Below are 15,417 nucleotides of genomic sequence, written 5' to 3'. Positions count from 1 at the left end.
TTTGTTTACTAATATAGTAAGAGCTAGAAAGATATATAAGTAGTGTATCTTAATAAAAAAGAGATGGTGCTAAATACCATCTCTTTTTTAACGTATTTATGAAATAAATTAAAAACCAGTGTTTTGCTTTAAAGTATTATTACCATGCAAATCTATTTCTCTTTGTGGAATAGGAAGTATTTCATGCTTTGGAGCAAAGGCAGCGCCTAAAAAGTGAGAAGGAATCTTCGCACTTTCATACTCCAAATATGTATTGAGAGTTTCCTCAGCAATCCCCCATCTTACCAGATCATAGAAACGATGTCCTTCAAGAGCAAGTTCTAACTTACGTTCAAACTGCACTCGAGCACGTGCTTTTTCTTGAGTATCAAAATCTGAAGCTGGATAAGGCTCAATTTTATAGGTAACTCCCGCACCAACAAATCCTGAAGGGTTAGATGCTCTATCCCGAATCATATTCACATATTCACGTGCTTTTTCCAGTACTCCTGCTTCTACTTCACATTCAGCTGCCATCAATAATACATCGGCATAACGTATGATCATAAAGTTAACTGCCAGGTATCCTGGAGTCCAACCACTACCATCAAGTGTTGAAGTTTCCGCCTTTGCATATGTATACTTTTTAGGAGTATAAGGACCTGCATAAGATTGATCACGTATCCAGGAATACCCGGCATGAGGACCCCAATCCAGAAAATCAATACCACGACGTCCAATTGTTATATCCAATCTAGGATCTACCGGACCAGCATCAGGGGTAAAGGCAGCATCACTCTTCAAACCTTGATCATTCTTAAGTTCATTGGCAGGCAATCTGTAGGAACCGTCTAATAGTGGTAACCCGGCAGCGTTAGTCCGATAAGAACTAGCTAACTCAAAACTAGGTGCAAAGAAGCCACAACAGTTACCAGGAAGAACATTGTAGGGATAGTTCATTGCCATATCCTGATTTGAATTATTTACGTTTTGCGCTTTTCCTGTTGCCTGATAAGCAAATACAGATTCTGCTGAGTTCTCGTTTGCAAAGCGAAATAATTGATTAAAGTTCGGATATAAGGCATATTTCTTTCCATCAGAAGTTTGTCCGTTTGCTATTACCTGATCGAAGATAGTTTTAGCTTCACCATATTTTTTTTGAAAAAGGAGACATTTCCCTAAATAGGCACCTGCTGCCCATTTATTTGCTCTACCAACTTGTGACTGGGTTTCTGGTAAATTGTCAAAAGCAAACTGAAAATCAGCCTGAATATTTGGCCAGATATCTGTATTATTTGGAATGCTTTTTTTGTCTGCAATTTCTTTATCTGCTAATTCTGAAGGATAATTAGTTGTTTCGTCTACCCAAGGAACCATATTAAAGTTCTTTTTCAATTCGAAATAGTAATGTCCTCTCAGGAAACGCGTTTCAGCAGCAATACGTTTAAGAGCACTTTCAGATACATCTGTAGCTTTAGGTATCATGTATAATATCTGATTGGCACGTGCAATCCCTTCATAACAACCTCTCCATTTCCCAAGTACTTCAGTATTATTAGGATCCGTCTCAAAACGTTCCACAGGATTCATGCTAGAAAAGTCACCTGAGTTAGTGCCTTTATTGGCATCACCACCCCGAATACTTCCCCACATCCAGTTAGAAGCTCCAGCATGCCAGGCGGCACTCGCATCCCGGCCATTCATAACAGAATACACACCTATCAACAATCCATCCAAGCCCTTCTGTGTTAACAGCTGCTCCTCTGTAATCTGTCCTGTAACTGGTTGTTCCAGAAACGAATCTTTACAGGCAACTGCCCCAAGAAATATTGCGGCGATTGAAAGATAGATAATCTTATTTTTAAATATTTTTTTCATATAGTTTCAGTATTTTTTAGACTGATAGTTGAAACAGGGGGATATCTTTAACTACTATCAAATAAAGTTAGAATCCAAAATTAACACCTAGATTGAAGCCTCTTGTTACAGGAGGGTTACCAACATCAATTCCAAGGTTCTGGTCAGCAGCCCCACCTACTCCAGGATCTAAACCAGAATATTTTGAGATTGTAAATAAGTTAGTAGACTGAATATAAATCTTGGCTCTTTCAATTCCATAACGACTCAATAAAGCAGCAGGTAACTTATAGGCAATCTGCAGGTTAGTTAACCGGGCATAGTTTCCTTTTTCAATATAATAAGAGTTAGATACAGTGTTTGTACTCAAGTTTGATGCATCTTCAAAAATAGGTACAGTATTTCCTCCTTTTTCAAATGTAAACGATTCTTTTACACGGTTGCCGATAGCAGCTCCTTTAAATGATGGATAAAAATCTGTATACCATCTTGATAAGTTAAAGTTTTGAAAACCTAAAGCTGTATATAAGAAGGCTGTCAATTCCAGATTTTTATATCCTAAAGTCAGGTTAAGGCCACCATTAAACTTAGGTACAGGACTTCCCAGAGCAGTTCTGTCATCAGGTGTAATTTTGCCATCACCATTAACATCTGCATAACGGAACCGTCCAATTCCTTTACCATCCTGTGCAGGAGCAGAATTTACTTCTTCCTGGCTTTGGAACAGACCAATTACTTTATATCCAAAGAATGCAGAAATAGGTTGACCAATCTGGTTACGTACAGGTGTAATTCCTCTCATAGAATAGGGTTCAAAATAAGGAACACCTGGAGCTAAAGCAACTATCTCATTTTTCAACCAGGAAGCAGTAACATTCACTTCATAAGTTAGATCAGGAATAATATTTCCACGGTTGATTATCTGAAGGTCAATCCCTTGATTTCTCATTTTTGCAATGTTAATTGAAGGGTCAGCAGCCAAAGGACCTACGACAGCAGGAGTTTCTAAAGAGTACAACAGATCTTTGGTATCTTTTCTCCAAAGATCAAATACTAATTCGACTTTCCCATCCAGAATAGTAGCATCAATACCTATATTCGAGGTAGTACTTGTTTCCCATTTTGCATTAGGGTTACCAATTCTGTTGCGATAAAAACCTTCTGTTGGAGCTCCGTTGCCACCAGCAATGTCATAGTATGCTCTACCCAAGTTAGATTCAAATAAACTAAACTGGTTATTAGGATCTACGTTATTGGAGTTACCCATTTGTCCCCATCCACCTCTTAACTTAAGATCGGATACAAATGGAATATCTTTCATAAAAGGCTCTGCTGAAATACGCCATGCACCAGATATAGCAGGGAATACACCATAACGGGTATTTGGACCGAAGCGAGAGGATCCATCTCTGCGTAATACCCCATTCACCATATATTTTTCGCCAAAGCTGTATTGAACTCTACCAAACAAGGAATAAAAGTTAACGCCTACGTTAAAAGCAGTAGCATCTCTATTAACGTTCTGGTTACTTACATTAGGTAACGTTATATAATTGATATCAGTAGAAAATGGATTCTGGCCTCTGGCTTCCAACTGTCTTCCATTTCCTGTATTTAATGCTTCAATACCTGCTAACACATCAATTCCATGTGCACCAAATTTAGTTTGGTATCTGGCAGTATTGGTAAATACCCAGTTCTTATAAGCACTGGCACCTTCCCCATATGTAAATGTGTTATTATTTTCTGAGTTCTCATAAGATGGTCGGTTATAATAGTTATAATAACCTGTACTTATTCCTCCTCCAAAACTACTGCGCAAAGTCAATCCCTTAAGCAGATCAAGTTCCGCATATACGTTACCAATAGCACCAATATTGTATCCACCATTATCAGCAGCTCTATCACGTTCAGCTACAGGGTTACGAGGGTTATTAAATCCTCCAGCTAAAGTACCTGCATATCCACCAAACTCGTCATATACTGGAATAATAGCAGGCATACGAAATGCACTCAAGATTTGTGTTTCTTCACCAGATGATCCACGACCACCATTTCCACCTATTATACCCAATCTCGAAATATAAAGCCCTGTAACATTCTCTCCTACACGCAGATGTTTTGTTACACTATGTTCAGAGTTGATGCGAAAGCTATAACGTTTGAAGTTTTGATGAATAATGATCCCTTGCTGGTCCTGCATACCAAAACTTACATAAAACTGACTTCTTTCACCACTACCTGAGAAACTTAATGTATGTCTGTTCAGAATAGCATTTTGTGTAATAGCATCCCACCAGTTAGTCCCTGCTTTATTTGCTTTCATAACAGAATAAATAGAGCCTTTTTCCGGATTTACATTGTATTTAGCTTTCTCAGCTGCCAAATCAATAGTACCACGAACGCCAGTATTTGAACCAACTAGAATATAATCAGGCAAAACTGGAGTAGTACCATTGCCGTATTGCTGACTCTCAAATTTAGGATCCTTACCTAATTGTCGAGCTGTATTTTTAATTGCATTCCATGTCCAGTCAGCTTGTTCTTGAGGATTTAAAATATTATCAACTTTACCAGGTGTGGTCACTCCAAATACTCCATCATAACTTACATGTAGTTTACCATCACCCTTCTTTCCTCTTTTAGTAGTATAAATAATTACCCCATTAGCAGCACGAGCACCATAAATGGAAGCAGATGGCGCATCTTTTAATACAGTCGTAGTTTCAATATCATCCGGTTGAAGAAAATCTGTAGATGCCACAGGCACACCATCTACAATGTATAGTGGCTCATTACCACCAAAAGCGCCAAAACCACGCAAACGAACAATACTTGTAGTGCCAGGTTGACCATTAGTAATAACAGTTACCCCTGATATACGTCCTTGCAAAGCCTGCTCAACGTTACCAGAAGGTACAGCGACAAGGTCTTTGGATTTTACAGTAGCAACAGCACCTGTTACCTCACGTCTATTTTCTGTTGTATAGCCAGTAACGACAACCTCAGACAATGCCTGTAAATCTGCAGTCAGAGGTACATCTACCACAGTCCGATTCCCTACTGTTACTTCTTCAGTAGTAAAACCAATAAAACTAAAAACCAAGACGGCCGTAGAGCCATCCACAGCAATACTATACTTACCGTTAGCGTCAGTAGTAGTACCACGAGTAGTTCCTTTTACGGATACACTTACACCAGGTAGTACTCCGCCATCTTCCAGAGAAGTTACTTTACCGGTTACAGTAGTCTGCGCAAAGGCGCCAACTACTGAACACAGAAATACCAGGCAGAGCAATACACTTGCTCGTAGATAATTGTGTTTCATGGAAAAATTGTTTAGGGGTTATAATATAGAATTTTTACTATCGATCAATTTCACAAAATTGTATATAAAGTGTATTGATCTAGTACAAATTTATGTTTACAATTATAATAATACAATTTTTTGCAGAAAAATTTAAAATATATTTTAAAAAATATTATTTCTACAAAATATCCTTCCTATAAGGTAATGTACTTTGTCAACTAAGACAGAGCCTGAATACAGCCTTATTATTCAGAATACAATTGAATTAAACCGAAAAAGAATACATACAGACTATTGATTATATGCAGTTAACTCAGAGAGATATCACTTCACTCATCCTGTTTTTGTCATAAAATATAATCACAAGATTAACAGCCTATTACATATTACACACCCATCTAGATTCTCACATACACCTATTTGAGTCCATACTATAGACTTAATAAACGACAGATACTTCCAGACCAATAAGGTTTTTGATACCTTTGCTGCCTGTTATTTAAGGAAAGTAGATTATGATCACTGAATTTGAAATAAAATATGAAACAGCGGCTTCTATACCGCCTCCCTATTGCTATTACTATCATATTAAAGGATTAGTAAGCCCCAACGATATTAAAATCGATTTTTCATGGGTATATCATAATCGGGAAGGACTTACACAAGAAGAGATAGAGGATGAAGGCTTTACGGGTCAGGATGACTTTTCCTGGAAAGGGAACATCTCCAGAATATGGTTGCCACTCATGGAAGAGCTATTAAAAAATAGTCGTACAACCACCAAAACTGATACTAATGATCAGCCCTTTTTGGAATTAACCTTTAAAACGCAGAAAAACGTCATTTTTCAAGGATGTCCTGATTCAATATGGAATTGGGAGTATTTTCTACAGGAGTTTATTCAAGGTATTTACGAAACCTCAGGCAAAGAAGCTCCACTTCTTATACGGTATAAAAAAATAGCAGCACAATCAACACTTTTCTGCTCTCTTAAGATACAATTTAAAGATCGTAGTGTATCTATCCAGACACGTCTGAATGATGCCAAAATGCAACAAAAATCAGGTAACTGGGACGAAATGAAAGAACTACTGGAGTTAATATTTTCGTTATCCTTTATCTCAGAAAAAGCAGAAAAAAGAGAACCCCATCTACAAGGCTCCTATATTGACATTGGAGAAAATCTCTGGTATGAGTTAGGAAAGGTTGCCCTAAATCCTTCTTTGAAAGTAAACACGATAGCTCAAGTAGAACAGCATATTAACAAAATTGTAAAATCCAGATAGGTTTAATCCAACACTTTATTATATCAGCCAGTAACTATCTATTAGCCAACAAAATACACGTTACATCAACCTGATTTACTAACACATCAGATACTAACATAGGCAAGCTCATGCATAACAACTATTATTATTTACGACAGGTTTCTTCTGCACTGGCACCTATATTAATCGGACGCACAGTAGATAGTGCGTTTAGTCAGGATAAAGATGAATTGGTTATTAGCTTTTTGAGTAAAACTGATCTTTTCTTTATCCGAGCTATATTAAAGAATAGTTTTGTCTGCCTTACCTTTCCATCTGAATTTCATAGAGCACGTAAAAATACGGTGGAGCTCTTCTCCGAATTAACAGGGAGAACTGTTGAAAAAATCATTCAGTATAAAAATGACCGAAGCTTTGCCATTCAGTTAGATTCTGGGCTATTACTTTTGTTTAAGTTACATGGGAATCGTTCTAATGTATTATTATATAAGGATAATAAGGTAATAGAATTATTTCAGAATAATATTGAAGCAGATCTTTCTCTTTCACCAGAATTGCTTCACCGAGATATCAACCCTACATTTGAAGATTTTATTCAACATAAACAAAATCCTGCAACTATTTATCCAACCTTAGGAAAACCAGCAGTTGCCTATCTGAAACAGGAGAAATTTCCTGATAAATCAGCTCAGGAACAATGGACTATCCTGCAACAATTTATATATAACCTGGAAAATCCTTCTTTTTTTTATGTTGAGCGTCCTCCTGCACATCTTAGTACAAGCAATAGTAGTTTCCAACTTACTTTATTTCCAATAGGTAATACAGAGTTTGAATCAGCAGATCCTTTAGAGATTGCGAACCGCTTTTATAGTTTATATGCCAGAGAGAGTACTTTCGATAAAGAAAGACAACAGGTATTGCACAAGCTTGAGAAACAAAAAAAGCAGACAGAAAGTTATCTGGCAAAGACCTATGAAAAGCTAAATCAAATTCAAACAGAGGCTCGTCATGAACAATTAGCCAATATCCTAATGGCCAATATTCATCAGATCCCTCCTGGTAGTGAAACAATAGAGTTATTTGATTTTTACCATAATCAAACAATTCGTATCAAGCTAAAAAAAGAACTATCTGCTCAAAAAAATGCAGAAACTTATTATAGGAAAGCCAAAAATGAAAAGATTGAAATAGAGATACTGGAAAAAGCTATTGCTCAGAAAGAATCAGAGATGGCACAAATCAATAAGTATTTGGCGGATATAATCGCTATTCAAAACCTGAAGGTTTTACGCAATTATATAAAAGATTATGATCTGGCATCTACCTCAACTATTCCTGCCATTCAGGAACTATTTAAACGGTTTGAATACCAAGGATTTGAGATCCTAGTTGGTAAAAATGCAAAAAACAATGATCTGCTAACACGGGAGTATGCATGGAAAGAAGATCTCTGGTTGCATGCCAAGGATGTCACAGGGTCACATGTAATTATAAAATACCAATCCGGCAAGAAATTTCCAGAGCCAGTCATTGAAAAAGCAGCTCAATTAGCAGCCTATTATTCCAAACGAAAGAATGATACTCTGTGCCCTGTTACAGTTACTCCACGCAAATACATTCGGAAACCCAAAGGTCTTCCAGAAGGAGCTGTCATTATCGATAAAGAACAAGTTGTTTTGGTTGAACCTGCAGATTTTTCCAGATTGTAACCAATCACATTATTCTTCTTTCTAATTGCTTACTCTACATTAATAATATATATTCCATATTAATAATATATATTCCATGATTGCAGTTATTCAAAGAGTTACAAGTGCTTCAGTTACTATTGATAATCAGATAAAAGGACAAATTGGAAAAGGCTTACTTATTCTGCTGGGAATTACGCATACAGATACAAAAGAAGATATAGAATGGTTGAGTAAAAAAATAGTAAACATGCGTATTTTTGGAGATGAAGAAGGAAAAATGAATCTCTCCGTTTCAGATGTAGATGGAAATATATTGCTTATCAGTCAGTTTACTTTATATGCAAGCACCAAAAAAGGAAACAGACCTTCTTTCATTGATGCGGCCAGACCTGAACAAGCTATACCTTTATATGAGAAGATGATCTTGGCTCTCACCACAGAAATAAAGAAAACAATCGAAACAGGTACATTTGGAGCAGATATGAAAGTAAATCTGCTTAATGATGGTCCTGTTACGATTGTTATTGACTCAAAAAATAGAATTTGATAGTAGATAATCTACGGTATTATATCCTTACTGACCTTGCATCAAGAATAGACTGCCATCTTAGATTTAGTCTTAACTTCTTGTTTAGTAAAGAAATAAAAAAACAGAAGGTTGCTCATAATACCAAAAAATACAATTCCTTTTTGTCTTTGCAACAAGGCTTCTGTCAAACAATTTAAAAAGATATATAGAATAAAAGTCATATAAAAATAGTTTTTCTGTCTCCAAGCCAGGAAAAATCCTACCATAAAGATTCCCAGTAATAGCAGAACACCGACTATCCCACTTGTCATCATGGTTTGTAAAAACTGATTATGGGCATTATGTCCCTGATATCCATTTTCAAATACATAATTATTCTTGTAATACATCTTTACCAACTCCTCCTGAGTATCTCCAATTCCTACACCTGTAAAGAAATTGTTTTCGATCACACTTAATGAAGATTCCCAGATAGCAACTCGTATAGCAGAACTACTAGACCAAGGTAAGTTCAGTTTTTGACGTGAATGCAAATTTTCGGTTACAGCACTTGTATTCAGATTTTTAATATCTGAAAAACGTTGAGTAAGAAATGAAGACTGAGAAATTAAAATCACTACTAATATTGGAGCAATCATCAACGAACCAAGTGCTTTCATATTTCTGCCTTCAGTTTTTATCAGATATAATAAACAATTTATTGCTCCTAACAACAAAGTAGCGATTAAAGTAGTACGAGATGTAAGTAAAAGCATTACGCCCAGAAAATAGATAATCAATAAAAATAAACCTGTTCGCTTTAAAAGAGAAAGTTTACCTATATTCTCAAAAAGATACGCTCCTAAACAAAGAATGCAAAAACCTAAGAAGAAAGAGAAATAAATTGAATTTAACTCAATAGGCCTTGTAAAAAGATCATAAAACCAATGATCATCTGTTTGTAAATTATCCCATAATGATATCTTTACTGCTGTCAGCACACAAATAAAAGTTGCAACAAAACAGGATGCAATAAACAGGGAAACAATAGTATAAATATCCCCTTTCTTCAAACAGGAAATAGAGCCTAACACCAAAGGAAATAATAATAGCGGTATATAGTCTACTAATGTTTGAAGACCTTTCGTAATATTGTGACTATATAACAAACTGATAACATGTAACAAAAAAAATGAAACAACAAGTAATATAATAGGACTTTGTATCAATCGAAGCTTTTTTTCTCTCCATTTACCTTCTGCAATCCAAATAATACCTAATATAATAATACTAATATTGTTAATAGCATTTATTTTAGGATAACATAGAGTTATAGCAATTATAGAAAGTATATAAAAATATAACTTATTGTATTTTACTTCATTCATAAGTAGTGCCATATGCATCATATCAGGTTAGAATATGCAGTTTCAGACATATCAAAAACCGCTAAAAAGATGTAAAAATATAACTTTTACTTTCTTAATTTCACACAAAATTAGACAAAAAAGTATGCCTAAAGTTTAATTACCGTAGAAAGCAAAACAACCAATTTGTAATTTTCTTAGTTCACTTTCCTATGACCCGTTTTTTACATAAAAGGTTGCAAACAATTGTAAATATTTTTTTATGACTATAGAAGAAGCACAAAAAGCAGTAGACCTCTGGATAAAAAATACAGGAGTCCGTTATTATAATGAACTTACCAATATGGCTATACTGACTGAAGAAGTTGGAGAGGTAGCCCGGATCATTGCTCGCCAGTATGGAGAACAATCATTCAAAGCATCAGACAAAGACAAAAATCTGGGAGATGAACTGGCAGATGTCTTATTTGTAGTGATTTGCCTTGCCAATCAAACAGGGGTTGATTTGACAGAGGCATTAACCCAAAACATGAAGAAGAAGTCAGTTAGGGATGCTGAACGACACAAAAACAACGAGAAGCTAAAATAGTCCTAATAAAACGCAATGCAAGAGCTACAAAATTCAACTACCTCTGATATATCTTGTAATAAGTATAATCAGAGGTAGTTGTTATATTTCTTCAATTACAGATTCTCCTGAACTATAATCGCCACTTGTCCATTGCCATTTTTCGTGCAAACGAATTTTTCCATTTTCCATTACTTCAGGAATAGAATGGCAAATCCCTGTCATTAGCTGTCCTAAATTATTTATATGGTGGTAACGCATACTCAAATGTCCAACCTCATCTACAAGAGCAATTAGATGTCCAGTCACAATACTTCCTCCCGAGTAGGAAGCAGTAACAATAGTATCATGTTGCTGATAATAAAACATAGTTTCAGCACTAACTTCACCATTCTCCGTATTATTTACAGAACGAAAAATTTTTTCGTGATAATTAAGCATATGAATTAGAAGAAAAGATTTATGCTTGAAAGATATCCATTATATACTCCAATCCATAAATAAATACAAAATAGATCTGTAAAATAAAAAAGCCTGACTCCTTTAGAAATCAGGTTTTTCATTCTAACCACTTTCTACCAACGTTATTTTGGTATTGTAACTTCTATGTCTTTTTTGAGGTACCAAAATACCAGATTGTAATCTCAGTATTAATTCCCATATGCTTCAATTGCTGTTTATTTGATCTTAACTGACATAAATTGTTGCTTTTAGATTATGAGAACATAAAAAAGACCTTTCCATTAGAAAGGTCTCTGTTCTTTTTTCTATTAAAATACTGTAGTGAAGCTTAATCGTCAAAAAGTGAAGATAATATAGCACCAACAATAGACACAACAAAGCTAAAAATCAAAGCCCATAAAAATCCATCTACTCGGAATCCTGCAATCAAAGCATCTGTGATATATACAATGATTACGTTAATCACTAATAAGAACAAACCAAGTGTAATGATGGTAATAGGGATAGTTAAGAAAGTAAGTACAGGTTTTACAAAGGCATTTAGAAACCCTAATACAATAGCTACAATAATAGCAGTGACAATTCCATTCACATGGACACCTGGTAGTAACCACGAGCTAATTATAACAGCAAGGGTTGCTACAATTAATCGAATGAGTAAATTCATAAGTCAAGTAGTTTATAAAATAAAAGTTGTGCTAGTATATAAAATTAATATGCCATATCTGCAATAAGTATACTGTTTTTTTGTGAAACACATCGTCTGTGTTCTAAATATTGGATTAAAGGCTGTGTCATTGAATCTTAGAAAAAGAATATATTTTACCAATTTAAAGATATAGTAAGTAATGAAGAGATAAATATAAAACCATTCATGGAGAGGGATAGTTTCTCATGTAAACATTCAATTTGTAAGTTTGTCTTTGATGAGATACTTTTCCCCAAAGGTTACTATATTAGCATACCATAAACAGATAAATGTATCCAATTCGGGAACTTTTCGCCACGGTTTTGTATTTTTTCTAGAAAACAGACACAACTATGGACTATAAAGATTATTATAAAACGCTTGGCGTTGCAAAAAATGCTACAGCTGACGAAATAAAAAAAGCCTACAGGAAGCTTGCAGTAAAGTATCATCCGGATAAAAACAAAGATGATAAACAGGCAGAGGATAAGTTTAAGGAGGTAACAGAAGCCTATGAGGTACTGAGTGATGTAGAGAAACGTAAAAAGTATGATGCCTTTGGTGAAAACTGGAAGCATGCACAAGCTAATGGCAATGGAGGTGGTCAACCTTCAGGAGGATTTGGGGGTTTTGACTTTGGAAACTTTGGTGGCAATACAGGTAGTACTTTTCATGAATACAGCACAGACGAACCTACCTTCTCAGAGTTTTTTGAGATGTTATTTGGCAGACGTCCCGGAGAAGCCAAAGGACGTACAGGTACCAAACGAAAAGGGCATGATTATCGGGCTGATTTAACATTAACCTTGCAGGAAGCATACCAAGGCACTGAACGTCTGGTAGACGTAAATAATCAGAAACTACGCATCAGGCTCAAACCGGGGATTGAACACGAGCAGGTTATAAAATTAAAGGACAAGGGTGCTCCTGGTACAAATGGAGCTGCCAATGGTGATTTGTATATCACTATACATGTTGCGGATGATTCCTATTTTGACAGAAAAGGAAATGACCTATATACAGACATTGCAGTTGATTTGTATACTGCCATATTAGGAGGTAAAGCAACTGTAGGAACGCTAAAAGGCAATATAAAGATTGATATTCCGGAAGGTACAGAACATGGAAAAGTATTGCGGTTAAAAGGCTTGGGAATGCCTGTATATAATACGCCAGATACATTTGGGGACTTGTATGTAACCATTCAGGTTCGTATTCCAAAAAATTTGTCCGAACAGGAAAAAGCATTATTCCGACAACTGGCGGCATTAGGCAATCCGACATTTGTAACCTCATAGTTTTTTTATTGCGTATACCATCTTCTTGAAAGTAATCACACCCTAACGTCCAGTATATCATTTATGCTGGACGTTTTTTATATTTCCCTTATTTCCTGAGGCTTATCTCACTAAAAATTCTTTTACATAAGAAAATTTTACCATATCCTTCCTCTCTTTGAAGGCACGAAATTCGTTATCTTCATCAACAGAATCTATGACAGTAATCATGTAACACTTTCATCAGATGCATTAGCTTGCATCGATAATCAAACCATCCACACCATGGCAACAACTTTTCAAGACTTTTTACAGTCCTATCAGGCAGATTCAGCCTATCAGAATCGTACAGCATACTTTTGCATGGAATATGCCATTCATCAATCATTAAAGATCTACTCAGGAGGTCTGGGCTTTCTGGCAGGGTCACATATGCGTAGTGCCTATGAGTTAAAGCAAAACGTGATTGGGATAGGTATTTTATGGAAGTATGGTTATTACGATCAGACACGTAAAGGAGATCAGACAATGGAGGTACTGTTTCAGGAAAAGGTATATGGTTTTCTGGAAAAAACGGATATCAAATTTTCGATCCAAATCAATCATGCACCTGTATGGGTTACGGCCTATTACTTGCCACCTAATGTGTTTGGAACAGTGCCTGTCTTTCTGCTCTCAACCGACCTTCCAGAAAACGATTATCTCGCCCAGACTACCACACACAGATTATATGACCAAAATCTGGAAGCACGGATAGCTGCCAGTATTCTGTTGGGAATTGGAGGAGCACGTTTGCTCGAAGAACTCCACTACCACCCAGATACCTATCATCTCAATGAATCTCATGGTTTACCACTGGCATTTTATTTATATGCGAAATATAATAAAGACATTGAAGAGGTCAAAAAACGGCTAGTATTTACTAATCATACTCCGGAAGAAGCAGGAAATCAGAAGACAGATATTTATCTACTGGAACGTATGGGTTTCTTTTCAGATCTCCCTCTGGTAGAAGTACGGACTTTATCTGATACTCATACCAACATTTTAGATCATACACTTGCTGCCTTTCGACTAGCAGGACTATCAAATGGAGTATCTAAAATGCATACACAGGTATTGCAAAAAATGTGGGGAGGTGCCAGTAATATAAGTCCAATTCTGTCTATTACTAACGCACAAAATTTTACCTACTGGGCAGATAAGGAGCTTTATGATGCTTTCCAAAATAAGGAAACAGATAAATTCATAAACCGCAAGAAGTTTTTTAAGAGACAGCTATTTGAAGAAGTAGCCGACCAAACAGGTGAAATCTATAATGAGAATGTGTTAACTATTGTCTGGTCACGAAGATTTGCAGCATACAAACGAGCAGATCTGTTATTATATGATACGGATCGGTTTATTCAATTACTAACGAATAAGAAGTATCCTGTTCAAATTATTTGGGCTGGCAAACCCTATCCTACTGATTATACAGGCATATCTGTTTTTAATCGGCTGGTACATTTTACCAAGAAATATTATAACTGCTCTGTTCTGGTGGGATATGAACTCAAGCTTTCAGCTATGTTAAAACGCGGAGCTGATGTGTGGCTCAATACACCTCGTATTACCCATGAAGCCTCTGGCACCAGTGGCATGACAGCAGCTATGAATGGAGCTCTCAACTGCTCTACTCCTGATGGATGGATACCTGAATTTGCGCGAAATAACGAAAACTGCTTTGTGCTTCCTCCCAATGACCCTACCCTCCCCGAACATGAAATTGACGAGATTGATGCATTGAACTTGTATAAATTACTGGAAGAAGTAGTGATTCCAATATATTACGAAGCCCCTGATCAATGGCAACGCATAGTCAATGCCAGTATGACAGATATTTTGCCAAACTTTGATTCAGGCCGAATGGCAAAACAATACTATGAACTATTATATACTCAACAGAATGTATTTCAGGATGTACCTGCTTTACCAAATAACGAACTTGTGAATTTGAAAGTTTAACGTATTTTTGCTATTCTATTGGTTGGAATGTTAGCTCAGTTGGTTCAGAGCACCGCCTTGACAGGGCGGGGGTCATGGGTTCGAGTCCCTTACATTCCACACTCATATACCATAATACGCTGACTACTAGAGCTTATCTATTCCAGGTATATTTGAAAGGATTGCAAGAGATTAAAACTGGTCGCAAAACATCCCATTGGATGCAGTAATCTTCCCCCAGATCAAAGGTATTTGGCAAAGTGATAAAGCAAAATTTTATTTCATTGAAGACTTCAATGAAGTTACAGCTTATTTACATCATCCTATATGGAAGGAGCATACCCGGTTTTCCAGCAAGTTGTTGCCGCTTTTTTTCCATGGAATACAAGACCAGAATATCCTGAATTTACTATAACAGATCTTGCTATAAACTCACCAGTAAAACAATCTTAT

General features: G+C 36.1%; 12 protein-coding genes and 1 tRNA gene. 8 read left to right on the top strand and 5 right to left on the bottom strand.

The window, feature by feature from the left end; all coding sequences use genetic code 11:
• Positions 1-108: 108 nt before the first annotated feature.
• The gene (locus QNI15_RS05895; protein WP_314031011.1) at positions 109-1,857 is read right to left on the bottom strand and encodes a RagB/SusD family nutrient uptake outer membrane protein; all 1,749 of its coding nucleotides are present in this window, start codon (positions 1,855-1,857) and stop codon (positions 109-111) included.
• Positions 1,858-1,924: 67 nt separating this feature from the next.
• Entirely contained in the window at positions 1,925-5,164 is a 3,240-nt protein-coding gene (locus QNI15_RS05890; RefSeq protein WP_314031010.1) for a SusC/RagA family TonB-linked outer membrane protein, read from the bottom strand.
• 497 nt (positions 5,165-5,661) lie between these two features.
• Between QNI15_RS05890 and QNI15_RS05885 the strand changes: the two genes are divergently transcribed.
• From QNI15_RS05885 to dtd, 3 genes are all read left to right on the top strand, one after another.
• Positions 5,662-6,432, top strand: coding sequence for a hypothetical protein (locus QNI15_RS05885; protein WP_314031009.1), 771 nt, complete (start codon positions 5,662-5,664; stop codon positions 6,430-6,432).
• A gap of 110 nt (positions 6,433-6,542) precedes the next feature.
• Positions 6,543-8,126, top strand: coding sequence for an NFACT RNA binding domain-containing protein (locus QNI15_RS05880; protein WP_314031008.1), 1,584 nt, complete (start codon positions 6,543-6,545; stop codon positions 8,124-8,126).
• Positions 8,127-8,202: 76 nt separating this feature from the next.
• Positions 8,203-8,655: a D-aminoacyl-tRNA deacylase gene (gene dtd, locus QNI15_RS05875; RefSeq protein ID WP_314031007.1), complete on the top strand. Its 453-nt coding sequence runs from the start codon at positions 8,203-8,205 to the stop codon at positions 8,653-8,655.
• A gap of 41 nt (positions 8,656-8,696) precedes the next feature.
• On the opposite strand, the gene QNI15_RS05870 is transcribed toward dtd, so the two are convergent.
• Positions 8,697-10,004, bottom strand: coding sequence for an O-antigen ligase family protein (locus tag QNI15_RS05870; protein WP_314031006.1), 1,308 nt, complete (start codon positions 10,002-10,004; stop codon positions 8,697-8,699).
• A 241-nt stretch (positions 10,005-10,245) separates the two neighbouring features.
• On the opposite strand from QNI15_RS05870, the gene QNI15_RS05865 reads away from it, so the two are divergent.
• Positions 10,246-10,572: a nucleotide pyrophosphohydrolase gene (locus QNI15_RS05865; RefSeq protein WP_313998378.1), complete on the top strand. Its 327-nt coding sequence runs from the start codon at positions 10,246-10,248 to the stop codon at positions 10,570-10,572.
• Positions 10,573-10,653: 81 nt separating this feature from the next.
• On the opposite strand, the gene QNI15_RS05860 is transcribed toward QNI15_RS05865, so the two are convergent.
• On the bottom strand, positions 10,654-10,992 hold the full coding sequence (locus QNI15_RS05860; protein WP_313998376.1) for a n-acetylglutamate synthase: 339 nt from the start codon (positions 10,990-10,992) through the stop codon (positions 10,654-10,656).
• Positions 10,993-11,341: 349 nt separating this feature from the next.
• Positions 11,342-11,680 (bottom strand): phage holin family protein, encoded by a 339-nt coding sequence (locus QNI15_RS05855; RefSeq protein WP_313998374.1) that lies wholly within the window; start codon positions 11,678-11,680, stop codon positions 11,342-11,344.
• A 374-nt stretch (positions 11,681-12,054) separates the two neighbouring features.
• Here QNI15_RS05855 and QNI15_RS05850 point away from each other — a divergent pair, with 374 nt between their 5' ends.
• The 4 genes from QNI15_RS05850 (at position 12,055) to QNI15_RS38965 (ending at position 15,379) form a co-directional block, all read left to right on the top strand.
• Positions 12,055-12,999: a J domain-containing protein gene (locus QNI15_RS05850; RefSeq protein ID WP_313998372.1), complete on the top strand. Its 945-nt coding sequence runs from the start codon at positions 12,055-12,057 to the stop codon at positions 12,997-12,999.
• A 264-nt stretch (positions 13,000-13,263) separates the two neighbouring features.
• Positions 13,264-14,985: an alpha-glucan family phosphorylase gene (gene glgP / locus QNI15_RS05845; RefSeq protein ID WP_314031005.1), complete on the top strand. Its 1,722-nt coding sequence runs from the start codon at positions 13,264-13,266 to the stop codon at positions 14,983-14,985.
• Between the two features lie 24 nt (positions 14,986-15,009).
• Positions 15,010-15,084 (top strand) — tRNA-Val (locus QNI15_RS05840).
• A 97-nt stretch (positions 15,085-15,181) separates the two neighbouring features.
• Positions 15,182-15,379, top strand: a complete 198-nt coding sequence (locus QNI15_RS38965) for a DUF1810 family protein (protein WP_390902161.1) — start codon at positions 15,182-15,184, stop codon at positions 15,377-15,379.
• The last annotated feature ends 38 nt before the right edge of the window (positions 15,380-15,417 follow it).

The sequence above is a fragment of the Xanthocytophaga flava genome (assembly GCF_030068545.1).
Classification (GTDB): Bacteria; Bacteroidota; Bacteroidia; order Cytophagales; family 172606-1; genus Xanthocytophaga; species Xanthocytophaga flava.
The sequence above is the reverse complement of the archived record's forward strand: the minus strand, read 5'-3'. Positions and strand labels throughout refer to the sequence as shown.